The following is a 26,983-nucleotide window of genomic DNA, read 5'->3' on the forward strand; positions in this document are numbered from 1 at the left end:
GTCATCATCAGCAATCCGCCCTATGTAAATGCCGGCTCGATGAGCAAGTTGCCGAAAGAGTACCTGCATGAACCGCAGATCGCACTGGCCGGCGGGGACGATGGCATGGACCTGGTACGAAAGATCGTGGAAGGCGCAGCGGACAGGCTGACCGGGAACGGCGTGCTGATCGTCGAAATCGGCAACGAACGCGCGCATGCGGAAGCTGCCTTCCCCGAACTCGAACTTACCTGGCTCTCGACCAGTGCCGGGGACGACATGGTTTTCCTGCTCACCGCAGACCAATTGCAATGATCCGTTTTCAACAAGTCAGCCTGATCCGCGGCGTCAAGCCCTTGCTCGACAATGCGGACCTGACGCTCAATCCGGGCGACAAGATCGGCCTGATCGGCGCCAACGGCGCCGGCAAATCAAGTTTGTTTGCATTGCTGCGCGGCGAATTGCATGCCGACCAGGGCAATGTCGACTTTCCCGCAAAATGGCGGATGGCCTATGTTGCGCAGGAAACCCCGGCGCTCGACCGCCCGGCCTTGGAATATGCCATTGACGGCGATGCCGAACTACGCCGGGTGGAAGCCGAACTCGCGCAGGCGGAGCAGCAGAAGGACAGCGCGGAGAACGGCACCCGGATCGCCGAATTGCATGCAGCTCTTGCCGATGCCGACGCCTACACCGTGCAGTCCCGCGCCGAGCAATTGCTCACCGGCCTCGGTTTTTCACTGGACCAGATGCGGCAACCGGTTGCCAGTTTTTCCGGCGGCTGGCGCATGCGACTTAACCTTGCGCAAGCGCTCATGTGTCCGTCCGACCTGCTGCTGCTCGACGAACCTACCAACCACCTCGATCTCGACGCCATCATCTGGCTGGAAGACTGGCTGAAGCGCTACGAAGGAACGCTGGTCATCATTTCGCACGACCGCGACTTCCTCGACGGCGTGGTGAACGTCATCGTCCATATCGATGAACGCAAGCTCAAGCGCTATTCCGGCAATTACAGCTCCTTCGAACGTCAGCGGGCGGCGCAGCTTGCCCTGACGCAGGCCGCGATCGAGAAGCAGACGCGCCAGCGCGCCCACCTGCAATCCTTCATCGACCGGTTCAAGGCCAAGGCAACCAAGGCGAAGCAGGCGCAAAGCCGGATGAAGATGCTGGCGAAAATGGAAGAACTCGCACCTTTGCGGGCCGCGGCGGAGTTTTCCTTCGAGTTCCGCGAACCGCTCAGTGCGCCCAATCCCTTGCTGGTGATGGAGGATGTCGACGCCGGCTATCGCATCGACGGCGAGCCCGCCGGAAAGAAGATCGTTTCCAGCATCAATTTTTCCCTGCAGACCGGTCAGCGCATCGGCCTGCTTGGCGTCAATGGCGCCGGCAAATCAACGCTGATCAAAACCATCGCCGGCGACATTTTGCCCCTGGCGGGAGATGCGCGGCTCGGCAAGGGACTGGTAATCGGCTATTTCGCCCAGCACCAGGTGGAAATGCTTCGCCACGACGAGTCGCCGCTCTGGCACCTGGCGAAAATTGCGCCCAACGTGCGCGAACAGGAACTGCGCAACTTCCTCGGCAGCTTTAATTTTGGCGGCGAGATGGTGACCAGCAAGATCGCCCCGTTCTCCGGCGGCGAGAAAGCACGACTGGCGCTGGCGCTCATCGTCTGGCAACGGCCCAACCTCCTGCTGCTGGACGAACCGACCAACCACCTCGATCTCGAAACACGTGAAGCATTGACGATGGCGTTGGCGCAGTTTGAAGGAACGCTGGTGCTGGTATCGCACGACCGACACCTGCTCCGCGCCACGACCGACCAGTTCCTCATCGTGGCCGACGGCAAGCTGCAGCCGTTCGACGGCGACCTGGATGATTACAAGGACTGGCTCTTCAAGACCAAGCTCGGCAAGACCGATGCGGCGCTACCCTCCCCCACCGCGGCGGCAGCGGCACCCGCATCTGCCGTTGCCCCGCCATCCCGTGAGGACAAGCAGGAGCGCCGGCGCATCGAGGCGGAGGAGCGCCAGCGCCTTTCCAGCCTGAAGAAGCCAATCGAATCCCGCATCAAGCGGCTCGACGAACAGTTGGCGAAACTCACCGCCCGGAAGGAAAGCGTCGATGCGCGACTTGCCGATCCGGCCATCTATGACGACGCCAACAAGGAAGAACTCAAGGCGCTGATTCTTGATCAGGCGTATCTCGCCAAGGAACTCGAACAGCTCGAAACCGAATGGCTCGAACAGCAGGAAGCATTGGAGCAGCTATCGTGACCGCCCGCGCAGACAGGCCGCTCGAAGGCATCCGCGTGCTGGACCTGACGCGGCTACTGCCGGGTCCGGTCGCCACCCAGCACCTGGCCGACATGGGTGCGGACGTAATCAAGATCGAGGACCCGGGTATCGGCGACTACGCCCGGGCCATGGGTCCGGTTCGCAAGGAAGTGTCACAATTCTTCGTCGCAGTCAATCGCGGCAAGCAATTTCTTCGGCTCGACCTCAAGCAGGCTTCGCAACGGGATGAATTCCTGCGACTCGTGGAAACCGCGGATATTGTCGTCGAAAGCTTCCGTCCCGGCGTGATGGACAAGCTCGGGCTGGGTTGGCCAATCCTGAAAGGACGCAATCCAAAGCTGGTGATGTGCGCCATATCCGGCTACGGACAGGACGGACCGATGGCACATCTGGCGGGCCATGACATCAATTACATCGGCTATGCCGGCATGCTCGAACAGAACGTCGGCACCGACGGCGTGCCCGCGCTGCCCAACCTGCAGATCGGCGATCTCCTGGGTGGGGCGCAGACTGCCGTGCAGGGCATGCTGGCGGCACTGCTGCGGGCAAAGACGACAGGCATCGGCAGCTTTGTCGACGTATCGATGACGGATGCGGTCTTCGCCCACAACATCATGCCGCTGGTTGCCGTCAATAATGCCGGACGCACTACTCCGCCGGGACGCGACCTGCTGACCGGAGGCGTTCCTTGCTACAACGTGTACCGTACGAAGGATGATCGCTTCATGGCGGTCGGCGCGCTGGAGCTCAAATTCTGGGAAGCCGCTTGCGATGCGCTCGGCCGTGCGGATCTGAAGACAAGGCATTGGAGTTGCGGACAAGCGATCGGCGGCGCCGATGCCATGCAGGTCAAGGCCGAACTCGATGGCATCTTCGCAGGAGAAACGCAGGCGTTCTGGACCCGGAAGTTCGCCACGATCGACTGCTGTATCACGCCGGTACTGCGGGCTGACGAAGCTATCGCACATCCGCTGTTCCAGGCCCGGCAGATGGTTGCGCGCCGCGAGCATCCCACCGAGGGTGAATTCTGGGCGCTTGCGCCGGCGATCAAATTCAGTAGCTGAGCAACCGGCCTCGATGCATTCCCCTTTTCCCCAGATCGTTACGCCACGCCTTGTGCTCAGGCAAATACTGCCGCAGGATGTGGATGCGCTATACGCCATTCATTCAGACCGGAACTGGATGCAGTGGTATGGTGTTGAACCGATTACCGAGCGCTATGAGGCGCTCCAGCTTGCCGAAATGTTCGTAAGCTGGCATGCCGCAGGCAGCGGCTTTCGTTGGGGGCTGGAACGGCGTGACGACGGCCGGCTGATCGGCACCTGCGGGTTGTTCCGCTGGAACAAGAGCTGGTGCAATTGCGTCATCGGCTACGAAATAGCGCCGGATTGCAGCGGACAGGGCCTGATGCTGGAAGCCGTTCAAGCCATCCTCGACTATGGCTTCAACGACATGGGCTTGCACAGGGTGCAGGCAGAGACGCATCCCGATAATTTCCCGTCCATCAAACTTGCGGAAAGACTGGGCTTTCGTTTCGAAGGCGTGCATCGCGAACAGGCATGCTGGGGCGGTCGATTTCATGATTTGAATTGCTATTCGCTGCTCCGGAATGAATGGCTCGCAAGGAGCGCTCCATGACTACTTCCACAGCAAAGAAGACGCTCACCATCATCGGGTGCGGAAAGGTGGGCAAGGCGATGGGCCGGTGTCTGGCCACGGATGCGAAGATGGAAATTCTGGACGTCCTCAACCGGTCGCCAACGAGTACGCTGGAGGCGGTTTCCTTTCTCGGCGCAGGTCGCGCCGCCACGGGTTTCGGCGATCTTTCGCCGGCAGATTTTTACATGATCGCCGCAGGAGATCACCAGATCGAGGCTGCCTGCGAAGCATTGGCGAACAGCGGCGGACTCGCGAAGGAATCTGTGGTATTCCACTGCAGCGGCGCGCTCGAATCTTCGGTACTTCGGTCCGCCAGAAATGCCGGCGCGGTGGTCGCCAGCGTTCACCCGATCAGGAGTTTCGCAGCACCGGAACAAGTGGCGGCGGATTTCCGCGGCACATATTGTGGTATCGAGGGCGATGTTGCCGCCCTTGAAGCACTTTATCCATTGCTCGACCTGATCGGCGCCCGGCTGGTACCGATCGAAGGCGGCCAGAAGCAGGTCTACCATGCGGCAGCCGTGTTTGCGTCGAATTACCTGGTCACGTTGCTGGATGTTGCCCGGCAGGCCTTTGAGCAGGCAGGCATCCCGTCCGAACTCGCGCTGCAATTGCTCGGACCGTTGGTGCGCAACACGGTCGAGAACGTGATTCACCTGGGTCCATCGCGAGCATTGACCGGCCCGATCGCGCGCGGCGACCTTGATGCCGCAACAGCGCAGCTTGTGGCCGTGAATCGCTGGGACGAAAAATTCGGGGAGCTGTATCGCCAGTTAGCGAGGTTGACTGCCGAACTTGCCGGCCAGCCGCATCAGGCATTCATGACGGAGGAAGAAAGGAAAAAGGAAGGTCACCGCTTCGGCGCATAAATATCGTGGCCGGCTTCATCGATCTGCCGCCGCAATGCGCGCCGTTCTTCAAGGCTGAGCTTGCCTTGCCTGCGGTTGACTTCGGATGTGGCGTTGGCCTGATTATCGGCCGGATCGCCGGAACCGCTGCTGTCAGGCAAGCCCGAATCCCGTGATCGCCGGCGCTCTTGGTCGCGCTGCTGGGCATCACGCTGGATCTGGTCCATGCCCGGCTCGATCTTTTCCGCACCTGCCTTCTGCGTGTAAAAAAATGCCGCGGTGCCGAAGTGCTGCACGGTGCGGCCGTGGTTTGCCGCACCTTGCGCAAATACGTCGCCCATGCTTAAAATCAACATCGACGCGACAAAGATTTGTTTAGCACCCATATTCATACACGACATTTTCGGGATATTTATCGTTTATCCTGCAATGTTTTCAAGAAGCCCGGACTGGGAAATCCAAGTCTGCGGCTTGGCATTCATTAATACGCAGTGTATGCCTCATCGCCAGAGAGGCTAAGTCCATTAAGGTAAAGTTTGTAACACTTTGTAATGCTTTGCGTCACCGCTATTTGTGACCTGTTCTCTACCATTACCATAGCGCCATGACTATGACAAATTCAACGGGCAGCGCATCCGCGCATGCCACCAATACGCATCAGGGCCGCATCCTGGTGGTCGACGATGACCTTCGGCTGCGTGACCTCCTGCGCCGCTATCTCGCCGAGCAGGGCTTCAACGTCGTCACCGCGGAAAACGCACAAGCGATGAACAAGCTGTGGATACGGGAACGCTACGACCTGCTGGTCCTGGATCTGATGCTGCCGGGCGAAGACGGCCTGTCCATTTGCCGCCGGCTGCGCGGCGCCGGCGATGAAACACCCATCATCATGCTGACGGCGAAAGGGGAAGACGTGGACCGCATCGTCGGCCTTGAAATGGGTGCGGACGATTACCTTCCGAAACCATTCAATCCACGAGAGCTCGTCGCCCGCATCAACGCGGTATTACGCCGCAAAGGGCCGGACGAAATTCCCGGCGCGCCGTCGGAGACTCCGCAGACGTTCCAGTTCGGCGATTTCATTCTCGATCTCGGCACCCGCACATTGAAGAAAAGCGGCGAGTCGATTTCGCTCACGACCGGTGAATTTTCGGTATTGAAGGTATTTGCCCGCCATGCCCGCCAGCCGCTGTCGCGCGAAAAGCTGATGGAACTCGCACGCGGTCGCGAATATGAAGTCTTCGATCGCAGCCTCGACGTACAAATATCCCGCCTGCGCAAGCTGATCGAACCGGATCCGTCCAATCCGATCTACATCCAGACGGTATGGGGCCTGGGTTATGTCTTCATTCCGGAAGGCCAGCCTCGTTAAGCCATGGCCGTCGCCTGCCGATACTTCATTCGATGCTTTTAGCCACTAACCGCCTGGGCTGGCTGCGCAGCGGCCTGTTCTGGCGGACTTTCTTCCTCCTTTCCTTCCTCATCACCGCCAGTCTTGCCGCATGGGTGGTGAGCTTTCGCATGGTGGAGCGAACGCCGCGCGCGCAGCAATTGGCTGCCCAGGTCATTTCCATCGTGACCGTTACCCGCGCCGCACTCACGCACTCGGCACCGGATCTGCGGCGGGAATTGCTTTTCGACCTCGCAAGCAACGAAGGCATTCGTATCTATCCGCTCGAAAAAACGGATGTGGTCGTCCAACCGCCCTACACCGGCCTGCAGCCCGTTCTACAAACCGACGTAAGAGCGCGGCTCGGCGAAGATACCAAGTTCGCGGCAAAGGTGAACGACGTAGCGGGCTTCTGGGTCAGCTTCAAGATCGAGGACGATGAATACTGGCTGCGGCTGGACCGGGACCGTATCGAACGGGTGTCCGGCATTCAATGGATCGGCTGGGGCACGATGACGTTTTTGCTGGCATTGCTCGGCGCGGTATTCATTTCCCGTTTGATCAACCAGCCGCTTGCGCAGTTGACCACGGCGACGCGGGCAATCGCCAAGGGCAAGCAGCCTGATCCCTTGCCAGAAAAAGGGCCGACGGAAATCAAGGAAGCCAATCGCAGCTTCAACCAGATGGTCAGCGATCTGAATCGCGTCGAGTCCGATCGTGCCGTCATTCTGGCCGGCATCTCTCACGACTTGCGGACGCCGCTCGCACGCATGCAGCTTGAAGTCGAAATGGCGAAACTCCCAGACGATGCGCGGCTCGGCATGCAATCGGATCTCTCGCAGATGGATGCCATCATCGGGCAGTTCCTCGACTACGCAAAACCGACCGATGTTGCAAGCTTCGTACCGATCGATATCAGTACATTGATCGCGGACATCGGGCGTGAGACGGAACGGCTCCCGGACACCACCGTCAAGACTGCGATCATGCCCGGCGTGGAAGTACGCGGCAATCCCACCGACCTGCGCCGGGTAGTCAACAATCTGATCGAGAATGCCCGCCGTTACGGCAGGACCGCCGGGATCGACATCACCGAAATCGACCTGGCATGCCATATCGAAGGCGACAAGGCGATTGTTGAAGTCGGAGACCACGGTCCGGGTGTACCCGAACAGGACATGGAACGCCTTATCCGGCCATTCACCCGCATGGATACCGCGCGGAGCCAGGCCAACGGTGCCGGGCTCGGACTGGCGATCGTCGATCGGGTTGTCAAACGTCACGGTGGTTTGTTGCGACTGCAGAACCGCAGCAGCGGCGGCCTTGCGGTCAGGATATCGCTCCCCCTGGGCGGAAAGCAGGCTGCATCGGATAGCGATTGAACCCGTCATCCGGGAATGGTCAACAGGTAAACGATTTCGCGCCGAGGTCGCCGGCGATGTTCAGCTTCATCACGTCAGATCATTGAGCAGCGCTGCCAGCGTTTCTTGAGAAATTTCTTCGATATGTGCGGGATAGTTCGGATGATCGCATCCGAGCATGAGCTGCGCTCCACCCTTGAGTGTACTTTTCATCGCGTCGGTGAGTTCGAACCGGACGAAGTGCACCGCCGACGTTTTTTCGGCGTTCTCCCTGTCGAGATCCTCGTCGGCGATCGCATAGACACGCGGCTGTCCTTCTACCTGGACGAACAAGTGGTCTTCGATACCGATCAGCTTCGCCAGAGCCGCTTTCCGCTCCGTCTCGCTTGCATATTCGATCAGCATCGTCGCTTTGAAATTGCTGCCGTCCGGCAGCAGCGGATTGTAGGCATCGAGTTCCGACTGTATGCCTTCTTCATCGAAGATTTTCTCGATGCGCAGCATTTCCTGCACCTGGTAGCGGATCGTATGCTCGTCCTCGAACAGAAGCGACACATGCTCGCCGAGGTGGATCGTGCGCAGCTTCTTGTGGTCGATGATTTCCTTGCGCAGGATAGGTCGCGCCTTGGAGTAGGCTTCCAGGGTCATCAAACTGTCGCGGGTGATTGCCATGTTTTATCCTGTCTTCGCCGGAGGAGTCAGATGCCGTAGGCCTTGCGCAGCAATGAAAGCGGATGCGCCATCTCGGCCCGCTCGAGCCCTGCTTCGCGCATGCCCTGTTCGATATGGTGGCCGGCCAGCTGGCAATCGGACGAGATGTAATCGGGCTCGTTATTCGCCATTGCCTTGAATACCGGCTTGCCGATCTTCATCGCTGTGGCATGGAACTCCTTCTTCACGCCAAAGGTGCCTGCATGGCCGGAACAGCGCTCGACGATGTTGAGTTTGGTGTCGGGCACCAGTTGCAGCATATCAGCGGTCTTGCGGCCGACGTTCTGCACGCGAGCATGACACGGAACATGGTAGGACACGTTGCCGAGCGCCTCTTTGAAATCCGTCCGCAGGAGGCCGTCACGATTGCGGGAAACAAGGTATTCAAACGGATCCCACATGGCCTCCTTCACAAGCTGCGTGTCCTCGTCGTCCGGAAACATCAACGGCAACTCCTGCTTGTACATCAGCGTGCAGGAGGGAATCGGGGCCAGGATCGCATAGCCTTCACGGGCCAGTTCCGCCAGGTGGGGAATATTGATGTTCTTCTTTTCGGCCACGCTTTCCAGGTCGCCCTGTTCAAGCTTCGGCATTCCGCAACAGGCCTCCTTTTCGACGAGTACATACGGAATTGCATTGTGGTCGAGGATGGCCAGCAGATCATGTCCGATGCCGGGCTCGTTGAAATTGATGTAGCAGGTCGAATAGATCGCGACTTTTCCCGGCGTGAGCGCGCCATTGCGGACCGGGTGCGCGGCCGATGGCGAAGCGCCGGACCGGAATTTCCTGCTCGCGAAGCCGGGAAGCCATGCATTCCTGTCGACGCCGATCGCATCCTCCATCAGCTTGCGAGCGGCTTTGGTGCCGTTCACCGCATTGATCGTCCGGGTAACGATCGGTATGCCGGCGAACATGCCCAGTCCATCGGTGTTCGACAAAAACTTATCGCGCAAACCGACTTCCCCTTTTTTGAACTTGACGGCCTTTGCCCGCAGCATGAGGTGCGGAAAATCCAGATTCCAAGAATGCGGCGGCGTGTACGGGCATTTCGTCATGTAGCACACGTCGCACAGATAACATTGGTCAACGACCTTCCGGAAATCCTTGATATCCACCCCGTCGACTTCCATGGTGGAGGAATTGTCGACCAGGTCGAACAAGGTCGGAAAGGAGCCGCACAGCGACACACAGCGGCGGCAACCATGGCAGATGTCGAAGACCCGTTCCATCTCCTTGTTGAGCGATGCCTCGTCGTAAAAATCATCGCCCTTCCAATCGAGCGGATGACGGGTCGGTGCCTCGAGGTTGCCTTCGCGGTTCGACATGAGCGCTCCTTCATGTGCATTGAGGAGAGAAGCCCCGCCCGGGTGCCGGCGCATCACCGCGCACCCATCGCAAGGCAGGGCCTGCATCCCGCGGTCAGGACGGGATGCGACGCAGTCGTGATGTCAGTCGACCAGGGCGTCAAGCGCCTTCTGATAGCGATTGGCATGCGAGCGCTCCGCCTTCGCCAGCGTCTCGAACCAATCGGCAATTTCATCGAAACCTTCTTCGCGCGCTGCCTTCGCCATGCCCGGATACATGTCGGTGTACTCATGGGTTTCACCGGCGACGGCAGCTTGGAGGTTTTGCCGGGAAGACCCGATCGGAAGGCCGGTCGCCGGGTCGCCCACCGTCTCAAGGTACTCAAGGTGGCCATGTGCATGGCCGGTCTCGCCTTCTGCGGTCGAACGGAATAACGCTGCAACGTCGTTTTGGCCTTCAATGTCTGCTTTGTTCGCGAAATAGAGGTAGCGGCGATTTGCTTGTGATTCGCCGGCGAAAGCAGCCTTCAGATTCGCCTCGGTTCTCGATCCTTTAAGATTTGGCATGGAAATCTCCTCATGGGATAACCGCTGTGGGATGGCGGTGGTCTTTCGAACCGCCGACGCAGGACAGGTCCTGAAAAAATCCGGAAAAAGATTCCGGAATTCCAAACCGATTGTGGGATGGAAAAAGTCAAAGCTCAAATTGGCAATTTCAATATTGCACATTGCAAAATGCAATTGATATTTATGCAATGAAAGGTTTTGCTTGCCGATACCGGACATCTGGATGTGGGTTTTTCGCTTTGGCATGGCCTCCGGTGAGTCACACCCGGCAGGTGAACTTCTTGTTGGGAGGACAATCTACCCAGCGTACGCGCCTGAGAAAAGCGATCTGACTCCAGTGGTGTGAGAACGTCGGTCTATTTGCCTGAAGGCGGCGCACCAAACGCATCAAAAGGAGACTTCATGAGCACCTCACCATCCACCGGCGCCGAGCAGGGTAAGCCGGTTAATCTGAAACCGGGCGATGAAGCGGCGCCGGGAACCCCTGGCACCGGAGACGATTTGTGCGATGAGTGCAGCGGCACCGGCAAGTTGCGGGACGGAGCGGAATGTCCGAACTGCGCCGGCACCGGCCATGTCACGAGCGGAATTGGCGGCGGTTAGTTGTAGCTATTTCCTGTAGATCAGCGCAATGGCTTCGGCCGCGATACCTTCTTCCCGGCCGAGATAGCCAAGCTTCTCGTTGGTCTTCGCCTTGATATTTACCTGCCCCGAGTCGAGGCGCAGGTCTTCCGCGATATTGGCGATCATCCGCGCGATATGCGGCGCCATTTTCGGCGCCTGCGCGATGATGGTGGCGTCGATATTGCCGATGGCGAATCCTGCCACGCCGACACGCCGTCCGGCCTCGGCCAGCAGCACCCGCGAGTCGGCACCGGAGAATTGCGGATCGGTGTCGGGAAAATGCCTCCCGATATCGCCCAGCGCGGCGGCACCGAACAGCGCATCGGTGATTGCATGCAGCAATACATCCGCATCCGAATGGCCAAGCAGCCCCGTTTTGTGCGGGATGGCAACCCCGCCGATGATGAGTTTGCGGTCGGGGACCAGTGCATGACAGTCATAGCCCTGCCCGATCCGGAATGCCGGTAGCGTCATGAAAACCCTTTCAAATAAATTTCGGCGAGCGCAACGTCCTGCGGCAAGGTGATCTTGAAATTGCGCGGACTCCCGGCAACAAGCTTCGGGTGCAACCCAAGCGCCTCGATCGCGCTTGCCTCGTCGGTGCAGTGATCGACCTGCTCCAGCGCCTGGCGCAACAGGCCGTAGCGAAACATCTGGGGTGTCTGTGCGGCCCACAGGCCGTCGCGGGCCACGGTCGCCAGCGCCCGGCCGTCAGCGTCGGCCCGTTTCATTGTATCGACCACCGGCAGGGCAAGCAGACCGCCGACCGCATCCTCGCGCAGCACGTCGATCAGCGCATCGATCAGCTGCAGGGTCAATCCCGGACGGGCGGCGTCATGCACCAGTACCCAGTCTTCGTTGCCCACCTGCTCTCGCATCTCGTGCAGGCCGTTGAGCACGGACTGCTGGCGTGTCGCGCCGCCGCAAGACAATACGGTCACACGGTTGGCGAGATGCATGCCCTCATTCATCAATTCATGAATATAGCCATCGGAAGCGCTCACGACGACAAAGGTATGCGCGATGGCATCGGAGGCGGCGAACGTGTCCAGCACATGCCGCAGCATCGGCTTGCCCGCGATCGGAAGATACTGTTTCGGGCTGGCGCTTTCCATCCGGGCGCCGACGCCTGCTGCGGGAACCAAGGCAAAGTAACGGGGAGTGGTCATGGGAACGCAGAGATGCGGAGCAACTCGAAGATTGTAGGCCGGCATGATGATACCCCAGGGTGGTCCTTCAAGGCACAAGGAACGCTGTCGTCGCAATGCCGTACCGGTCCATGGATTATAATTTCGCCTTCCGGATTACCGCCGTTCCGGGATCCCGAAGCTCGCCGCCCTGACATGCCGAATGTCGCTACCTGATGTCATTTGACCTGAAAAAATCCCTTCCCAAGCCTGGCCAACGATTCGCACTGCCTGCAGTGCACGGGTCAGCCGATGCGTTCATGCTGGCAGAGGCAGCCAAAATCCTGAAAGGCGAACGGCGGATGCTGGCCGTGGTTGCGGCCAATGCCACCGACGCCCAGCGCCTGCTGTCGGAGATCCCCTGGTTTGGCGACACCGAGCAGGCGAAGCTGCGCTGCCATTTGTTGCCCGATTGGGAAACCCTGCCCTACGACGCCTTTTCGCCCCACCAGGATCTGGTGTCCGAGCGGCTTGCAACCCTGCATGAAATCCGCAGCGGACAAAGTGACGTGCTGATCGTCCCGGCCACCACGGCGCTGTTACGCATGGCGCCGCCATCCTTTCTCGCCGCCTACACCTTCTTCTTCAAGCAGGGTGAAACGCTCGATGAAGCGCGGCTGAAAGCACAGCTGACTCTGGCCGGCTACACCCACGTCAGCCAGGTGATGTCTCCCGGCGAATACTCGGTACGCGGTGGCTTGATCGACCTGTTTCCGATGGGCTCGGTCCTGCCTTACCGGATCGATCTGTTCGGCGATACGATCGAGACCATACGCACCTTCGATGCGGATACCCAAAGATCACTGTACCCCGTGCCCGAAGTCCGTTTGCTGCCAGGCCGGGAATTCCCGATGGATGAAACGGCGCGCACCGCATTCCGCAGCCGCTGGCGCGAAGTGTTCGAAGGCGATCCGTCGCGATCGCCGATCTACAAGGACATCGGCAACGGCATTGCTTCCGCAGGCATCGAATACTACCTGCCGCTGTTCTTTGAGGAAACGGCAACCCTGTTCCAGTATCTTCCCGACGGCACCGCATTTGCGCTGGTCGGCGATATCGACGCGGCAATCCAGCGCTTCTGGACCGACACCCAGTCGCGTTACCGCTTCCTCAAGGCCGACCGCGAGCGGCCGCTCCTGACGCCGGAAAGCCTGTTTCTCACGTCGGACGATTTCTTTACGCTCGCCAAGCCTTTCGGCCGCTGGGCGGTCCAGCATGGCGATACGGCATCCGAAATTTCCGCGCCGCTGCCGAACATCGCCGTCAACCGGCGCATGGACGATCCGCTTGCCAACCTCCGGTCGTATTTGCTGCAGACCGGAAAACGGGCGCTGATCTGCGCCGATTCCGGCGGGCGGCGCGAAACGCTGCAACAGTACTTCGCCGAATATGCATTGCCGCTGACCGTCTGCGACGGACTGGCGGATTTCGAAACCGCGTCGGACAAGTTAATGCTCGGCGTCGCGCCGCTGCAGGCAGGTTTCGAACTCAGCGACGATCTCGGCGGCCTGGTCTTCATCACCGAAACGGAGCTCTACGCCGGGTCCGGCCGCCGGCCCGGCAGGCGGAAGCAGGAAGCGGTCACCCAGGTCGAGTCCATGGTGCGCGACCTGTCGGAGCTGAAGATCGGCGATCCGGTGGTGCATGTGAACCATGGCATCGGGCGCTATATGGGCTTGCTGAGCATGGACCTCGGCGAAGGCGAAACCGAATTCCTGCATCTCGAATACGCAAAGGACACCAAGCTGTACGTGCCGGTGTCGCAGCTGCATGTCATTTCCCGCTATTCCGGCGCATCGCCCGAAGAAGCCCCCTTGCATGCGCTCGGTTCCGGACAATGGGAAAAGGCCAAGCGGAAAGCCGCCCAGCAAATCCGCGACACCGCTGCCGAGCTGCTCAACCTGTATGCCCGGCGGGCGCTGCGTCAGGGACATGCGTTCCAGTATTCGGCGCGCGATTACGAGGCGTTTGCCGAAAGCTTCGGCTTCGAGGAAACCGCCGACCAGGGCGCCGCCATCAATGCAGTCATCAAGGACATGACGGGCGGCAGGCCGATGGACCGGCTGATTTGCGGCGATGTCGGATTCGGCAAGACGGAAGTGGCGTTGCGCGCCGCTTTCGTGGCGGTGATGGGCGGCAAACAGGTGGCCATCCTCGCGCCGACCACCCTTCTTGCCGAGCAGCATGCGCAAACATTCGCCGATCGTTTCGCCGACTGGCCGGTCAAGATCGCGGAACTGTCCCGCTTCCGGACCGGCAAGGAAGTCACGCAGGCCATCAAGGGCATGGCGGACGGCACGATCGATATCGTGATTGGCACGCACAAGTTGCTGTCGAACGAAGTCAAATTCTCGAGGCTGGGGCTGGTGATCATCGACGAGGAACACCGGTTCGGCGTGCGCCAGAAGGAAGCATTGAAGGCGCTGCGGGCGGAAGTCGATGTGCTGACGCTGACCGCCACGCCGATCCCGCGTACGCTCGGCATGGCGCTCGAAGGCCTGCGGGACTTCTCGATCATCGCAACGGCGCCGCAGAAGCGCCTTGCGATCAAGACCTTCGTTCGCCGGGAGGACGAGTCGGTGATCCGGGAAGCCTGCCTGCGCGAACTCAAGCGTGGCGGACAGGTGTACTTCCTGCATAACGAGGTCGAGACGATCCAGAACCGCAGGGAAATGCTGGAACGGCTGCTGCCCGAGGCACGCGTCGCGGTGGCCCATGGCCAGATGCATGAACGGGACCTCGAAAAGGTCATGCGGGACTTCGTCTCGCAGCGCTTCAACATCCTGCTGTGCACCACCATCATCGAGACCGGCATCGACGTGCCGACTGCCAATACCATCATCATGCATCGCGCCGACAAGTTCGGCCTGGCACAGCTGCACCAGCTGCGCGGGCGGGTCGGGCGCTCGCATCACCAGGCGTATGCCTACCTTCTTGTGCACGACGTGCAAAGCCTCACGAAGCAGGCGCAGCGGCGCCTGGAAGCGATCCAGCAGATGGAGGAACTCGGCAGCGGCTTCTACCTTGCCATGCATGACCTGGAAATCCGCGGCGCCGGCGAAGTATTGGGAGAAAACCAGTCCGGCGAGATGCATGAAATCGGCTTCCAGCTCTACTCCGACATGCTGAACGAGGCGGTGCGCTCACTGAAAAACGGCAAGGAACCCGACCTCGCGGCACCGCTGTCGACCACTACCGAAATCAACCTCCATGTACCCGCCCTGCTGCCGAACGACTACTGCGGGGATGTGCACGAACGCCTGTCGCTGTACAAGCGCATGGCCAACTGCCAGACGTCGGGCGCCATCGACGACCTGCAGGAAGAGCTGATCGACCGCTTCGGCAAGATGCCGGAGGCGGTCAAGGCGCTGATCGAGACGCATCGCCTGCGCATCGCCGCAAAACCCGTCGGTATCGTGAAGATCGATGCCCATGCGGAATCGGCGGTCCTCCAGTTCGAACCCAATCCGCCGATCGATGCGATGCGCATCATCGAGCTGATCCAGAAGAACCGGCATATCAAGCTGAACGGACAGGACAAGCTGCGCATCACGGCCAGCATGCCGGATCTGGCGGCGCGCGTCACGCAGGTGAAGACGGCCATCCGGTCGCTGACATGACTTACTTTCAATCTTGAACCGAGCAACTCAACAATGAACTTGATTCTGCAGGGCCTGGCGACGGACCGGCCGACCATCGATCGCATCGCCGCACTGGCGGATGCGCAACGCATCGTGCAAGTCGGCGAGCATGCCTACCGTTGCGAGCAGACCGCCTTCTCGGCCGGCATCAAGGCACGCATCGAAGCGGAATGCCTGCCCGCCGCACTGGACTGCACATTCATCGAACCCGGCCGTCATCTGGCCGATTTCGGCCTTCTGGCGATGGACATGGATTCCACGCTGATCACCATCGAATGCATCGATGAGATCGCCGACATGCAGGGCCTGAAGCCCCAGGTCGCCGAAATCACCGAATCGGCAATGCGCGGCGAGATCGAGTTCAAGGAGAGCCTGATACGGCGGGTTGCCTTGTTGAAAGGGTTGGACGCCTCGGCACTGCAACGGGTATACGACGAGCGCCTGCAACTATCGCTTGGCGCGGAAAGCATGCTCGCGGCCGTCAAGCATGCCGGGATCAAGACCCTGTTAGTCTCGGGCGGCTTCACCTTCTTTACCGACCGGATCAGGAGCCGGCTGGGACTTGATTACGCCAATTCGAACCTGCTGGAAATTGTCGACGGAAAGCTGACCGGCCGCGTGACCGGCGGAATCGTTGATGCCGATGAGAAAAAAAATACCGTCGAGCGGGTGTGCGCTGAGCTTGGCATACCCGCCAGCCGCGCAATCGTCATGGGCGATGGCGCGAATGATTTGAAGATGATGGGCATTTCCGGCTTGTCGGTGGCATTCCGGGCCAAGCCGGTGGTGCGTGCCCAGGCCGATGTGGCCTTGAACTTTGTGGGCTTGGACGGCATCTTGTCATTATTCGCATAACCGCCCCAGCCGGGGCCAACCAAGGAGTCACCATGGCACAGGAGCTCGTTTTTGATACCCGGTTGCAATCGTCCAAGAATCTCGCATTCTGGCTGTATATATTCCATGGCATCAGTTTCGTGTTTTCGCTGGGACTGTTTTCATGGATCCCGTTGATACTGAACTACGTGAAACGCGATGATGCGGCCGGCACATTCGTGCGGAGCCACCATAGCTGGCAGATCCGGTCTTTCTGGTGGTATCTGTTCTGGATGACCATCGGCGGCCTTCTTTTCATCACCATCATCGGCGCTCCTGTCGCGTGGCTGGTCTGGACTCTGGCTTGGGTATGGAAGGCTTACCGGCTGATCAAGGGCCTGGTTGACCTGAACGACAACAAGGCAATGCCGGTTTGACCGAAAATTGCCCGAAAGCATGAAAAACTCACCCTTGGGTTGATTCGCATGGTTTAACGCTGGCAATCGGTTTTTGATCGGTGTAATCTATTGTCATTCTGTAAAAACCAGCGAGAGAGCAATGATACCCAGGGCGGTCCCGTGGCCTGACAATAAAAGCTTTAGAGCGGTTCGCGCAATGGTGTGCGGAAGACGCGGGCTGATTTGGGGTGCAGGGCAAGGCGGGAGGAGTGCCGTGTGGCGAGCCACACAAGCGACGAGCAACACCGCCATGCGTCCCAAAGCAGGCTGCGGCACTGTGCGCCATTGCGCAAACCCCTCTAAGCACGACCTCTCGTCGCTGCATCGCTGTTTTACGGCAATTCGTCCACTGTCCAGCGTGTGCCGCACGCTTCGTTGACTACCTTGGCCTCCACGCACCGCCTCCTGTCGCTGCAGCTCCGGACGCTTGGCCTGGAGGCCGGGTCGCTGCCCGCCACGTTCGGCCAATGGCGCCAGTTCCTCGATCAGGTCAACCTGGCATATGAGCAGGCAGACCGCCAGCGTTCACTCATGGAACAAACGCAGCAAGTGTCATTGCGCAAGATGCAGGTGCTGTACGAACGGTTGGAGGAGGCGCAACGCATCGCCCGGCTGGGCAATTGGTCGTTCACGCTGTCCAGCGGCCGCTTGCGCTGCTCGGAGGAATGCTTTCATGCGCTGTCCCTGCCACAAGGTTGTACTCCCGGCTATCGCACCCTTCTGAAACGTGTGCAGCGGAAAGACCGCCGGCCGCTGAAGACGGCAATTCATAACGCCTTGTTGCTGGGTTTGGACTTCGATATCGCCATTCGGCTATACCTTGCCGAAGGCGAAACACGCTGGATACGCATCGCTGGACAACCTGCCAGGAACGCCAACGGACTCGTGATCCGGCTGCATGGAACGGTGGAAGACGTCACCCAGCGCAAGGCTGTCGAACTACGGCAGTCGATGGAGTATGCGGTAACCCGCCTGCTTGCAGAATCGCGCTCCATCGAGGAAACCATGCCGAAGGTGCTCGAGACAATCTGCCAGACCGCCGGCTGGGCCTGCGGCGCCCTCTGGACGCTCAATCGGCAGAAGGAAGCATTTGAACGCTCCGCGGTCTGGTTGAGCAAGCACTCGGGGCTCGACAACTTTTTTCAGCATTCCAAGCACACCATCAATCTGCCGGCCTGCGCCGGTCTCATTGGTCGCACGCTGCTGTTGAGCGAGCCGGTATGGATCGCAGACGTGACGCTCGATCCGCATTTCCCGCGGGCGGACGCAGCCCGCCAGACCGGCCTGCACGCGGCATTCGCCTTCCCCGTCCAGGCGGGCGGCGAGATTCTCGGCGTAATGGAATTTTTCCGCCGGCGCGTGCAGAACCCGGATTCCGAAGTGCTGGAAAGCGCACATATCATGGGCCGTCAAATCGGCCAGTTCTTCGAGCGCAAGCAGGCGGAAAATGCCTTGCGCGAAAGTGAAGCGCATTTCCGCTCGCTCGTCGAACAGGCGTCGGACAGCTTCTACGTCCACGACCTCGACGGCAATATCCTCGACGTCAACCAGCATGGTTGCGACAGCCTCGGTTATTCCCGCGAGGAGCTGCTTGTGCGCCGGGTGACCGATATCGATGTCGATCTCTCGCTCGATGAACTGCAGTACCTGCACGAGCAGGTCAAATCCCGCAAACCGGTCGCACTGGAAAGCCGGCACATGCGCAAGGACGGCACCACCTTTCCGGTGGAGATCCGAATGGGGCCGATCAATATCGACGGCCAGCAGCATACGCTCTCGCTGGTCCGCGACATCAGCCAGCGCAAGGAAATGGAAGAACATATCCAGCACCTTGCCTACCATGACGCGCTGACCGGCCTGCCCAACCGGGCGATGTTCAACCACCATCTTCATCATGCCACCACGCAGGCGCAGCGGCACAACAAGCGCATGGCGGTTCTCTTCATCGACCTCGACCGCTTCAAGAATGTGAACGACAGTCTCGGGCACGATGCCGGCGATCGCCTGTTGCAGGAAATGTCGGCCCGCATCAGTGCCTGCATGCAGGCGGAAGATATTGTCGGCCTGGGTGCGGACCGGCATTTCGTCGCCCGGCTTGGCGGCGACGAATTCGTCGTGCTGATCGAGGAAGTGGCGGACAGCGGGCGCATCGGCCAGATCGCCCAGAAGATTCTCTCCGCGATGGTGCGCGAACATTCGCTCGACGGCCAGCCTGTGCATATCACCGCAAGCATCGGCATCAGCCTCTTCCCGGATGACGGCCGCAATGGATTCACGCTGATGAAGCATGCGGATATGGCGATGTATCGTGCCAAGCAAAGCGGCAAGAATACGTTCCAGTTCTATTCGTCGCAAATGGATTCCCATTCGAGCAAGCTGCTGGCGATGGAAGCCGCATTGCGCCGCGCCATCGAGGGCGGCGAGCTGGCCCTTCACTACCAGCCGAAGGTCGACGCCGGCACCGGTGCGATTACCGGCATGGAGGCGCTTGTACGCTGGAAGCATCCGGACCTGGGCCTGGTATCGCCAGCGCATTTCATTCCGCTGGCGGAGGAGACCGGACTGATCGTCCCCTTATCGAAATGGGTCCTGACCGAAGCCTGCAGCCAGAACAGGGCCTGGCAACAGCAGGGATTGCCCGCGCTGCGGATTGCGGTCAACCTGTCGCCCAGGCAATTTACCGATGAAAACCTGGCGGCCGAAACTGCAAGGGTATTGAAGGATGCAGGCATGGACCCGGCACTGCTGGAACTCGAAATCACCGAAAGCATGATGATGTACGACACCGAGCGGACGGTGCAGGTCCTGTCCGAACTCAGGAGCATGGGCATCAGGATCGCGATCGACGATTTCGGGATCGGTTATTCCTCCCTCTCCCACCTGAAACAGTTCCAGGTCGACATCATTAAGATCGACCGGTCCTTCATCAAGGATATCCCACACGACCAGGCGGACGCGGCAATCGCGCACGCCATCATCGCCATGGGCAAGAGCCTGAAGGCAATGGTGGTGGCCGAAGGGGTTGAAACCGCCGCACAGTTGAGTTTCCTGCGCGAGCGCGGGTGCGACGAAATCCAGGGCTATTATTTCGGTCGTCCACTCCCGGCGGAGGATTTTGCCCGCCTGCTAAAGCAGAACAGCGAGGTTGCGGTACCGCAGCCGGTCTAGCCGGCCTTTGCAGTGAACAACGCAGTACGCCCGATTCGTCAACCGGCCTGATGCAGCACAGCGAGCGCCTGTTCGATATCCGCGATCAGGTCCTGCGGATCTTCCAGGCCGATATTGAACCGTAGCAGTTGGCCTTCGTGCTTCCAGTTCCGTCGCATGGCGGCGACCCGGTACGGTACGCAGAGGCTGTTGGCGCCGCCCCAGCTATAACCGATCTTGAACAGCGTCAGGCTATCGATGAAACGATCGGTCATGGCTTCGGAATAACGGCCGTCGAAGATCACCGAAAACAACCCTCCGGCGCCGGTGAAATCCCGCTGCCAGGTTTCATGACCCGGGCAGTCGGGCAGCGCGGGATGCAAGACCGCGGACACTTCCGGGCGCGCCTTCAGCCAATTGGCGACTGTACGGGCGCCAGCGTCGTGCGCACTGAACCGCAACTGCATGGTCGGCAGGCCGCGCATCACCAGGTAGGCATCGTCGGCGCCGACGCCCAGGCCGAGCCGCATGTGCGCCAGTTCGATTTTGTGTTTCAGGTCGAGGTCACGCGTGATCACTGCGCCCATCAGCACATCGGAGCCGCCGGACTGGTACTTGGTCAATGCCTGCATCACGATATCGACGCCGTGATCGAACGCCTTGAATGCAATCCCCGCGGACCAGGTGTTGTCGATCGCGACCACAACCTTGCGCTCCGGCGTGCTGCGCTCGCGCGCCGCCCGGCAGATGGCCGGAATATCCGGCACTTCCATGGTGACCGACCCGGGCGCTTCGGTCCAGATCAATCGCGTGTTCGGCTGGATCATGGCGGCAATGCCCTCGCCGATCAGCGGATCGTAAAATCGTGCGGTGATGCCGAAATCCTCCGACAGCCAGCGGCCGAGCTCGCGGTTCGGGTTGTACACGTTGTCCGGGATGAGTACATCGTCACCGGCCTTCAGCAGCGCCAGATCGACCATCGCGATGGCAGCCAGTCCGCTTGGCGCGAGCAGGCAGTGCTCGCCGCCTTCAATGGCGGCCAGCCTCGCTTCCAGCGTGAAGGTGGTCGGCGTGCCGTGCAGGCCATAGGTGTAGGAGGACTTGTCCTGCCAGTTGCGCGAGCGCAGCGCCGCGACGTCCTTGAACAGCACCGTCGAGGCATGATGGATCGCGGTTGGAAATGCGCCGAAGCCGGCCGGCGCCTTGTATTCGTTATGGATAAGCGCGGTTTGAAAGGATTTCTGCTGAGGCGAATTTCGATCGGTCACGCAACCTCCCTGGATGGAAACTTATTGGCTCGATTTGCCGGAACGTGCTGAGGCTTTCCCCGTCTCCGGCACAATCTTCAGTTTGAACGGTTTGATGGTGGTGCCATTGACCGACATCCACTCGCCGACGAGAGTATCGCCACTGAATTTGCCGTTCCACTGGCCGGAAACGTCGGTGCCGTTCTCGGATTCTTCCATCGCGATTTCGCCGTCTTCGTATTCACCGGCCAGCAAGATTTTCGCGGACTGGCCGAACAGGAAGTAATGTCCTTCCCATCCCTCGGCCACATCCGCCTTGGGCCGCAAGTCCATCTGAATCTGCGCGTCACCGAGCGTGCCGCGCAAAACAACCGGCTTGGGCACCGGTTTCGATTGGGCGGCCTTCCCTGCGGCTGCATCCGCACCGGCTGCCGGCAACGACATTGCACACGCGCAGAACATCGCGGCTGCCAGCAGCATCCTGCGTTTCAAGCGCACCACCATTTATGCTTCTGCCCACAGATCGTGGGCATCTGCCGCCGTGATCCTGACATCAACGAACTCGCCGACTTTCAGCTTGCGATGCGGCTCATAAGGCGGCTTCACATACACGACGCCGTCGATTTCCGGCGCATCGGCAACCGATCGCCCAATGCCGCCGCTGCTGTCGAGGTCATCGATCAGCACGCGCATCGTCTTGCCGACCTTTGCCTGCAACCGCTTCTTCGAAATGCCTTCCTGCAGTTCCATCACCCGGCCGCGTCGCTCTTCCCTGACCTCTTCGGGCACCGGATCAGCCAGCAGATTCGCCGTCGCGCCCTCCACCGGTGAATAGGCAAAGCAGCCGAGTCGATCGATTTCCGCTTCCTTCAGGAAGTCGAGCAGGTATTGGAATTCCTGCTCCGTCTCGCCCGGGAAACCGGCGATGAATGTCGACCGGATAGTGATGTCCGGGCACATCTTGCGCCACGCCTGGATACGTTCGATGTTCTTCTCGCCGCTGGCAGGCCGCTTCATCCGCTTCAGGACATCCGGATGGGCATGCTGCAGCGGCACGTCGAGATACGGCAGCACCCTGCCCTGCGCCATCAAGGGAATCACATCGTCGACATGCGGATAGGGATATACATAGTGCAAGCGGACCCAGGCGCCATAGCTTTCGGCCAACTCACCCAGCGCACCGACCAGTTGCGTCATATGGGTCCGTACCGGCTTTCCGTTCCAGAAACCGGTACGGAACTTCACATCCACGCCATAGGCGCTGGTGTCCTGGGAAATGACCAGCAGTTCCTTCACGCCGGCCTTGAACAGGTTTTCCGCTTCCAGCATCACATCCGCGATCGGCCGGGAAACAAGGTCGCCGCGCATCGACGGGATGATGCAAAAACTGCAGCGGTGATTGCAGCCTTCGGAAATTTTCAGGTAGGCAAAATGCTTCGGCGTCAGCTTGATACCTTGGGGAGGCACCAGATCGATGAAGGGTTCGTGCGGCTTGGGAAGATGCTTGTGCACCGCCATCATGACTTCACCGACCGCATGCGGACCGGTTACTTCCAGCACTTTTGGATGCACGCTCTGGATGATGTCCTTGCCGGACGCATCCTTTTTTGCACCCAGGCAACCCGTAACGATGACCTTGCCGTTTTCGCTTAATGCTTCACCGATCGCATCGAGGGATTCCTGCACCGCGGCATCGATGAAACCGCAGGTATTGACGATCACCAGGTCGGCGCCGTCATAGGATTTGGCCGTTTGATAACCCTCGGCGCGCAACTGCGTCAGGATCTGCTCGGAGTCGACCAGCGCCTTGGGGCAACCGAGGGAAACAAAGCCGACTTTTGGTGCTGTTTGATTATCGTGGGACATAGAAAAAGGGTACAAAGCGAATCCGCTATTGTACCCTCTTCACCTGCGCCGCCTTCCTGCAGGATCAGCGCAATCCCGCCATGGTGCGCCGAATCCTGCGCTAGCTCTTCGGCTTGTCGTTGTTCGGCGGAGTGCCGGGAAACGGGAACGTGCCGAACATGTTCTTGGTCTGGCTCTGCATCTGCTCCTGCATCTGGATGAACAGCGTCTTGCTCTGCTCGATGTAGTTGCTCATCATGCCCTGCATCATCGGTCCCTGCACGTTCATGAACTGGGTCCACATTTCGGGGCTGAAGGGCTTGCCTTCATAAAACCCCTTCGAGCTTTCTGCGAGCTTGTTCTGAATGTCGATAAAGGCCTGGATGTTCTTTTCGAGATAGGAACCCATCATGCCCTGCATCGCGTGTCCGTAATAACGGATGATCTGCGACAGGGCGCCGCTCGAAAACATCGGGGTGCCGTTCGATTCCTCCTCCAGGATGATTTGCAGCAGGATGCTGCGTGTGAGGTCCTCATCGCTCTTCGCATCGATGACGGTGAAGTCCTCGCTGTCGAGCACCAATTGCTTGACATCGGAGAGCGTGATGTAGGAACTCGTCTGCGTGTCGTAAAGACGGCGATTCGGATACTTCTTGATCAAGCGCTCGGAAATCTTTTTTGCACTATTCATCGAAAATCCCATTGTGGTGCGTGGCTACGCAGTCATGTCGCTAAAAAAGAACAATCGTTCGGATAACGACTTTATTATAGTTTGAAAAAACTGCGGGTCGTGTATCCGGCACTGCATTATTGTCTCTGCGCAATACCGGCCAACGTAAATTACTTGCCTTGTTCCGCCTTGACCTTCACATACCTGCCTGGCGCCGGCTCAATCGGCTTGTATTCGGCATTGCCCAGTTTGCGCGGTGCATTCACCTGCTTGCCCGCATGCTCCTTCAGGAACGCAACCCATTCAGGCCACCAGCTGCCAGGATGTTCCTGCGCGCCCTTCATCCATTCATCCGGAGTCGCCGGCACGTCATCGTTGGTCCAATAGCTGCGCTTCTTCTTGGCCGGCGGATTGATGACCCCGGCGATATGTCCCGACGCGCCGAGGACGAAACGGTTACGCGTGCGTTTCTTCGGGTTCAGGAGTCCGACGGCCGCATACCCTGCCGTCCAGGGAACGATATGGTCTTCCCGCGAGCCGTAAATGAAAGTGGGCGTATCAATTTTCGACAGGTCGACCTTTTCGCCTGCCACATTCACTTTACCCGGATCCTTCAGCTTGTTTTCAAGGTACATGTTGCGCAGGTAGAAGCAGAACATCGGTCCTGGCAAATTGGTGCTGTCCGCATTCCAGTACAGTAAGTCGAATGGCGGCGGCTCCTCGCCTTTCAGGTAATTCGCCTTGACGTAGTTCCATACCAGGTCGTTCGGCCGCAGGCTGGAGAAGGCCGAGGTAAAGTCCCGCCCGGGCATGAGTCCGCCCTGCCCGATGGTCTGCTCACGCAGCGCCACCTGGGTTTCGTCGATGAATACCTCGATCACGCCGGGATCGGAAAAATCGAGCAAGGTGGTGAGCAGCGTGAGGCTGGCTACCGGTTTTTCGCCGCGGCCATACAGCAGAGCCAGTGCGGTGGACAGCAAGGTCCCGCCGACGCAGAACCCGAGTGCATTGATCTGGTCGCTGCCCGAAATTTCCTGAACTACCTCGATCGACTTCGTGACGCCGTCCTGGATGTATTCATCCCAGGTGGTCTTGCCCATCGACGCATCGGGATTGCGCCAGGACACGAGGAATACCGTATGCCCCTGCTCGACGGCATGGCGAACCAGTGAATTTTCCGGCTGCAAATCGAGGATGTAATACTTGTTGATGCAAGGCGGCACCATCAACAGCGGCCGTTCGTAAACGGTCTTGGTCAACGGCTTATATTGCAGCAACTGGAACAGCGCGTTCTCGAACACCACCGCGCCTTCCGTGTTCGCGACATTCTTGCCGACTTCAAACGCAGTCTCATCGGTTTGCGATATCTGCCCCTTCTGCATGTCGGCCAGCATATGCGCGATGCCCCTGGTCAGGCTTTCGCCCTTCGTCTCGATAATTTTCTGCTGGGCTTCGGGGTTGGTGACCAGGAAATTGGCAGGCGACATCGCATCCACGATCTGCTGCACGGCGAAGCGGATTTTCTGCCTGGCCTTCGGCGTCGTTTTCACGGCGTCGGCCATTGCCATCAGGAAGCGGGCATTCAGAAGATAGACGGCGGCATTGAAGGCATACAGGCTGTTCGATTGCCACTCCGGCGCGGCGAAGCGCCGATCCGCTATGGCCGGCGGTTTCGCAGCCAGCACATCCTGCCAGAGGGTCGTCACCTGCTGCATATAATCGCTTTGGAGCTTGGACATGACCTCGGGTTCGATACTTGCGCCAAGCTCGCTCATCGTCGAGAGCATCGGTTTCATATCCGGCTGCGGCTGCTTGAGCCATGCCTGCCATGCGCCGGGATCGGTCAATTGGGCCATCCATTCGGAAGGAGCGGTTTGAGGGTTAAAGGTATTCATGCCTGGCTCTCTATTTTCGCGTATGGTTATGGTTTGTCTCGGAATCGGATGCTATGTATATCGTCGCCATTGCATGGATGTATGTCGTGTTCATGATGTCGATCACGGAACGTACTGTCGTCGCCGGCATCATGACCTTCCTGCTCTATGGCGTCCTGCCTCTGTCGGTCATTCTATACTTAATGGGCACACCGCAGCGCAAGCGCAACCGGGCCGCCAGAGAAAAACAGCAGCAGCTGGAAGCGACCGGCGCAGCGGGCGATGGAGCCAATGCCGCGACCGACAAAGTCGATCCTTAGGTATTGATTGTGGCGTATCCTGCGAGCAAATCGAGAGCGATTACTTGAGCCAGATCAAGGAGGCCATCCGGCCGGTGGTTCGATCCCGCCGAAAGGAAAAGAAGTTGCCGTGACCGGTGACGGTGCAACTGCCGCCACCGGTTACGCGATCGATGCCCGCATTACCCAGCGCCCTGCGCGCCAACGCATAGATATCGGCGAGATATTTACCCGGGCTGCCCGCCACCGGGACAAAAGCGGTCCTTACCGCGACATCCTTACTGACGAATGCATCCAACACGTCCGTCCCGACTTCGAAACAGTCCGGCCCGATCGCAGGCCCAAGCCAGGCGACGATCTCATCCGCGCCCATGGCACGCATGCGGTCGACGGTATTCTGGAGTACCCCTCCGGCAAGGCCACGCCAGCCCGCGTGCGCAGCGCCCACCGCACGGCCATTCAGCGCGCAGAACAGCACGGGCAGGCAGTCAGCGGTCTGGATTGCGCAGACGACGCCGGGACGCGATGCGACGCTCGCGTCCGCCTGCGGCACATCGGTTGCAATTGCGGCGTCGACCACCGTTGTGCCATGGACCTGCGTCAGCCAGGCGGGCTCCGCAGGCAACATTGTGCGCAGCAACTCCCGGTTCCGGCGCACATGCTCCGGCCTGTCCCCTACATGAACACCAAGATTCAAGCCGCCTCCGCCGGCGCCATCATCGTACGGCGGGAGACTTACGCCTCCGTGCCGCGTTGTGGACAAGGCACCGGCATGCGGTAGAGGCACGTCCCAGTCGGGGAAAATCAGGTGCGTCATGCCGGGCGGCTTTGTATTCAAGGAATTTCTCCGTCGATGCCCGCACGTGCGAGCAGCCCGGCAAAGTCTTCCGCAAGCGGCGATTGCCATTCGCATTCCTTGCCTGAGGTCGGGTGCAGGAGGCCAAGCCGATAGGCGTGAAGTGCCTGCCGCCCGAATACCGGGACGAGGTGCGGCTTGCCGTACAGCGAATCGCCCACCAGCGGAAAGCCGATCGACTGCATGTGCACACGGATCTGGTG

General features: G+C 59.7%; 24 protein-coding genes and 2 pseudogenes. 13 read left to right on the forward strand and 13 right to left on the reverse strand.

Translation table 11 applies throughout. From position 1 onward, the window contains the following. The 5 genes and pseudogenes from V7080_RS06680 to V7080_RS06700 form a co-directional block, all read left to right on the forward strand. Positions 1-294, forward strand: a pseudogene (locus V7080_RS06680) (50S ribosomal protein L3 N(5)-glutamine methyltransferase); the annotation flags it as partial. Beyond that, positions 291-2,258: an ATP-binding cassette domain-containing protein gene (locus tag V7080_RS06685; RefSeq protein ID WP_334187628.1), complete on the forward strand. Its 1,968-nt coding sequence runs from the start codon at positions 291-293 to the stop codon at positions 2,256-2,258. The pseudogene V7080_RS06680 and the gene V7080_RS06685, both read left to right, overlap by 4 nt. Continuing rightward, on the forward strand, positions 2,255-3,343 hold the full coding sequence (locus tag V7080_RS06690) for a CaiB/BaiF CoA transferase family protein (protein WP_442947195.1): 1,089 nt from the start codon (positions 2,255-2,257) through the stop codon (positions 3,341-3,343). The genes V7080_RS06685 and V7080_RS06690 overlap by 4 nt, the downstream gene beginning before the upstream one ends. 13 nt (positions 3,344-3,356) lie before the next feature. After that, a complete protein-coding gene (locus tag V7080_RS06695; RefSeq protein WP_334187630.1) occupies positions 3,357-3,917 on the forward strand; it encodes a GNAT family N-acetyltransferase in 561 nt (186 codons plus the stop codon). Next, the gene (locus V7080_RS06700; protein WP_334187631.1) at positions 3,914-4,807 is read left to right on the forward strand and encodes a Rossmann-like and DUF2520 domain-containing protein; all 894 of its coding nucleotides are present in this window, start codon (positions 3,914-3,916) and stop codon (positions 4,805-4,807) included. The genes V7080_RS06695 and V7080_RS06700 overlap by 4 nt, the downstream gene beginning before the upstream one ends. Here the strand turns inward: V7080_RS06700 and V7080_RS06705 are convergent. Beyond that, on the reverse strand, positions 4,789-5,127 hold the full coding sequence (locus V7080_RS06705; RefSeq protein WP_334187632.1) for a hypothetical protein: 339 nt from the start codon (positions 5,125-5,127) through the stop codon (positions 4,789-4,791). The genes V7080_RS06700 and V7080_RS06705 overlap by 19 nt on opposite strands. 269 nt (positions 5,128-5,396) lie before the next feature. Here V7080_RS06705 and ompR point away from each other — a divergent pair, with 269 nt between their 5' ends. Further along, entirely contained in the window at positions 5,397-6,158 is a 762-nt protein-coding gene (gene ompR, locus V7080_RS06710) for an osmolarity response regulator transcription factor OmpR (RefSeq protein WP_334187633.1), read from the forward strand. A gap of 32 nt (positions 6,159-6,190) precedes the next feature. After that, entirely contained in the window at positions 6,191-7,558 is a 1,368-nt protein-coding gene (locus V7080_RS06715; RefSeq protein WP_334187634.1) for an ATP-binding protein, read from the forward strand. 69 nt (positions 7,559-7,627) lie between these two features. Here V7080_RS06715 and V7080_RS06720 read toward each other — a convergent pair whose 3' ends face one another. The 3 genes from V7080_RS06720 to V7080_RS06730 form a co-directional block, all read right to left on the reverse strand. Further along, complete coding sequence (locus V7080_RS06720; protein WP_334187635.1) at positions 7,628-8,209, reverse strand: DUF3501 family protein; 582 nt, start codon at positions 8,207-8,209, stop codon at positions 7,628-7,630. Positions 8,210-8,235: 26 nt separating this feature from the next. Then, positions 8,236-9,573, reverse strand: a complete 1,338-nt coding sequence (locus V7080_RS06725; protein WP_334187636.1) for a heterodisulfide reductase-related iron-sulfur binding cluster — start codon at positions 9,571-9,573, stop codon at positions 8,236-8,238. A 123-nt stretch (positions 9,574-9,696) separates the two neighbouring features. Continuing rightward, positions 9,697-10,119 carry a rubrerythrin family protein gene (locus V7080_RS06730; RefSeq protein WP_334187650.1) on the reverse strand — a complete coding sequence of 141 codons (423 nt, stop codon included), beginning with the start codon at positions 10,117-10,119 and terminating at the stop codon, positions 9,697-9,699. A 402-nt stretch (positions 10,120-10,521) separates the two neighbouring features. Here V7080_RS06730 and V7080_RS06735 point away from each other — a divergent pair, with 402 nt between their 5' ends. Continuing rightward, positions 10,522-10,722: a hypothetical protein gene (locus V7080_RS06735; protein ID WP_334187637.1), complete on the forward strand. Its 201-nt coding sequence runs from the start codon at positions 10,522-10,524 to the stop codon at positions 10,720-10,722. Between the two features lie 6 nt (positions 10,723-10,728). Here V7080_RS06735 and ispF read toward each other — a convergent pair whose 3' ends face one another. Continuing rightward, on the reverse strand, positions 10,729-11,217 hold the full coding sequence (ispF, locus tag V7080_RS06740) for a 2-C-methyl-D-erythritol 2,4-cyclodiphosphate synthase (RefSeq protein WP_334187638.1): 489 nt from the start codon (positions 11,215-11,217) through the stop codon (positions 10,729-10,731). Continuing rightward, positions 11,214-11,912: a 2-C-methyl-D-erythritol 4-phosphate cytidylyltransferase gene (gene ispD, locus V7080_RS06745; protein WP_334187639.1), complete on the reverse strand. Its 699-nt coding sequence runs from the start codon at positions 11,910-11,912 to the stop codon at positions 11,214-11,216. Before ispD ends, ispF begins: the two co-directional genes overlap by 4 nt. A gap of 194 nt (positions 11,913-12,106) precedes the next feature. On the opposite strand from ispD, the gene mfd reads away from it, so the two are divergent. The 4 genes from mfd to V7080_RS06765 all read left to right on the forward strand — a co-directional run bounded on the left by mfd (position 12,107) and on the right by V7080_RS06765 (position 20,010). Next, positions 12,107-15,550 carry a transcription-repair coupling factor gene (gene mfd, locus V7080_RS06750; protein WP_334187640.1) on the forward strand — a complete coding sequence of 1,148 codons (3,444 nt, stop codon included), beginning with the start codon at positions 12,107-12,109 and terminating at the stop codon, positions 15,548-15,550. A 33-nt stretch (positions 15,551-15,583) separates the two neighbouring features. Beyond that, positions 15,584-16,426, forward strand: a complete 843-nt coding sequence (gene serB / locus V7080_RS06755) for a phosphoserine phosphatase SerB (protein WP_334187641.1) — start codon at positions 15,584-15,586, stop codon at positions 16,424-16,426. Between the two features lie 32 nt (positions 16,427-16,458). Further along, positions 16,459-16,821 (forward strand): DUF4870 family protein, encoded by a 363-nt coding sequence (locus V7080_RS06760; protein ID WP_334187642.1) that lies wholly within the window; start codon positions 16,459-16,461, stop codon positions 16,819-16,821. Positions 16,822-17,226: 405 nt separating this feature from the next. Then, entirely contained in the window at positions 17,227-20,010 is a 2,784-nt protein-coding gene (locus V7080_RS06765) for an EAL domain-containing protein (protein ID WP_334187643.1), read from the forward strand. A 38-nt stretch (positions 20,011-20,048) separates the two neighbouring features. Here V7080_RS06765 and V7080_RS06770 read toward each other — a convergent pair whose 3' ends face one another. The 5 genes from V7080_RS06770 to phaC form a co-directional block, all read right to left on the reverse strand. Then, a complete protein-coding gene (locus V7080_RS06770; RefSeq protein WP_334187644.1) occupies positions 20,049-21,257 on the reverse strand; it encodes a cystathionine beta-lyase in 1,209 nt (402 codons plus the stop codon). A 21-nt stretch (positions 21,258-21,278) separates the two neighbouring features. Next, positions 21,279-21,740: a hypothetical protein gene (locus V7080_RS06775; protein ID WP_334187645.1), complete on the reverse strand. Its 462-nt coding sequence runs from the start codon at positions 21,738-21,740 to the stop codon at positions 21,279-21,281. After that, positions 21,741-23,102, reverse strand: coding sequence for a 30S ribosomal protein S12 methylthiotransferase RimO (gene rimO, locus V7080_RS06780; RefSeq protein ID WP_334187646.1), 1,362 nt, complete (start codon positions 23,100-23,102; stop codon positions 21,741-21,743). It lies immediately after the preceding gene. Between the two features lie 100 nt (positions 23,103-23,202). Then, on the reverse strand, positions 23,203-23,772 hold the full coding sequence (gene phaR / locus V7080_RS06785) for a polyhydroxyalkanoate synthesis repressor PhaR (RefSeq protein WP_334187647.1): 570 nt from the start codon (positions 23,770-23,772) through the stop codon (positions 23,203-23,205). A gap of 149 nt (positions 23,773-23,921) precedes the next feature. Further along, the gene (phaC, locus tag V7080_RS06790; protein ID WP_334187648.1) at positions 23,922-25,646 is read right to left on the reverse strand and encodes a class I poly(R)-hydroxyalkanoic acid synthase; all 1,725 of its coding nucleotides are present in this window, start codon (positions 25,644-25,646) and stop codon (positions 23,922-23,924) included. A gap of 53 nt (positions 25,647-25,699) precedes the next feature. Here phaC and V7080_RS06795 point away from each other — a divergent pair, with 53 nt between their 5' ends. Next, entirely contained in the window at positions 25,700-25,945 is a 246-nt protein-coding gene (locus V7080_RS06795) for a hypothetical protein (RefSeq protein ID WP_334187649.1), read from the forward strand. Between the two features lie 40 nt (positions 25,946-25,985). Here V7080_RS06795 and pgeF read toward each other — a convergent pair whose 3' ends face one another. Both pgeF and V7080_RS06805 read right to left on the reverse strand, forming a co-directional pair. Then, a complete protein-coding gene (gene pgeF, locus V7080_RS06800; protein WP_334187651.1) occupies positions 25,986-26,741 on the reverse strand; it encodes a peptidoglycan editing factor PgeF in 756 nt (251 codons plus the stop codon). Positions 26,742-26,758: 17 nt separating this feature from the next. Beyond that, a pseudogene (locus tag V7080_RS06805) lies at positions 26,759-26,983 on the reverse strand (RNA pseudouridine synthase); the annotation flags it as partial.

It is taken from the genome of Noviherbaspirillum sp. (assembly GCF_036846085.1).
Classification (GTDB): domain Bacteria; phylum Pseudomonadota; class Gammaproteobacteria; order Burkholderiales; family Burkholderiaceae_D; genus Noviherbaspirillum.

Excerpts from the sequence above, each read along its gene's own strand:
- ispF (WP_334187638.1), bottom strand. The coding sequence starts at position 11,217 with ATGACGCTACCGGCATTCCGGATCGGGCAGGGCTATGACTGTCATGCA.
- V7080_RS06705 (WP_334187632.1), bottom strand. The coding sequence starts at position 5,127 with ATGGGCGACGTATTTGCGCAAGGTGCGGCAAACCACGGCCGCACCGTG.
- V7080_RS06715 (WP_334187634.1), top strand. The coding sequence starts at position 6,191 with ATGCTTTTAGCCACTAACCGCCTGGGCTGGCTGCGCAGCGGCCTGTTC.
- V7080_RS06700 (WP_334187631.1), top strand. The coding sequence starts at position 3,914 with ATGACTACTTCCACAGCAAAGAAGACGCTCACCATCATCGGGTGCGGA.
- V7080_RS06730 (WP_334187650.1), bottom strand. The coding sequence starts at position 10,119 with ATGCCAAATCTTAAAGGATCGAGAACCGAGGCGAATCTGAAGGCTGCT.
- phaC (WP_334187648.1), bottom strand. The coding sequence starts at position 25,646 with ATGAATACCTTTAACCCTCAAACCGCTCCTTCCGAATGGATGGCCCAA.
- ispD (WP_334187639.1), bottom strand. The coding sequence starts at position 11,912 with ATGACCACTCCCCGTTACTTTGCCTTGGTTCCCGCAGCAGGCGTCGGC.
- V7080_RS06760 (WP_334187642.1), top strand. The coding sequence starts at position 16,459 with ATGGCACAGGAGCTCGTTTTTGATACCCGGTTGCAATCGTCCAAGAAT.
- V7080_RS06725 (WP_334187636.1), bottom strand. The coding sequence starts at position 9,573 with ATGTCGAACCGCGAAGGCAACCTCGAGGCACCGACCCGTCATCCGCTC.
- V7080_RS06720 (WP_334187635.1), bottom strand. The coding sequence starts at position 8,209 with ATGGCAATCACCCGCGACAGTTTGATGACCCTGGAAGCCTACTCCAAG.
- serB (WP_334187641.1), top strand. The coding sequence starts at position 15,584 with ATGAACTTGATTCTGCAGGGCCTGGCGACGGACCGGCCGACCATCGAT.
- V7080_RS06685 (WP_334187628.1), top strand. The coding sequence starts at position 291 with ATGATCCGTTTTCAACAAGTCAGCCTGATCCGCGGCGTCAAGCCCTTG.
- V7080_RS06775 (WP_334187645.1), bottom strand. The coding sequence starts at position 21,740 with ATGGTGGTGCGCTTGAAACGCAGGATGCTGCTGGCAGCCGCGATGTTC.
- V7080_RS06695 (WP_334187630.1), top strand. The coding sequence starts at position 3,357 with ATGCATTCCCCTTTTCCCCAGATCGTTACGCCACGCCTTGTGCTCAGG.
- pgeF (WP_334187651.1), bottom strand. The coding sequence starts at position 26,741 with ATGACGCACCTGATTTTCCCCGACTGGGACGTGCCTCTACCGCATGCC.
- ompR (WP_334187633.1), top strand. The coding sequence starts at position 5,397 with ATGACAAATTCAACGGGCAGCGCATCCGCGCATGCCACCAATACGCAT.
- V7080_RS06795 (WP_334187649.1), top strand. The coding sequence starts at position 25,700 with ATGTATATCGTCGCCATTGCATGGATGTATGTCGTGTTCATGATGTCG.
- mfd (WP_334187640.1), top strand. The coding sequence starts at position 12,107 with ATGTCATTTGACCTGAAAAAATCCCTTCCCAAGCCTGGCCAACGATTC.
- rimO (WP_334187646.1), bottom strand. The coding sequence starts at position 23,102 with ATGTCCCACGATAATCAAACAGCACCAAAAGTCGGCTTTGTTTCCCTC.
- phaR (WP_334187647.1), bottom strand. The coding sequence starts at position 23,772 with ATGAATAGTGCAAAAAAGATTTCCGAGCGCTTGATCAAGAAGTATCCG.
- V7080_RS06735 (WP_334187637.1), top strand. The coding sequence starts at position 10,522 with ATGAGCACCTCACCATCCACCGGCGCCGAGCAGGGTAAGCCGGTTAAT.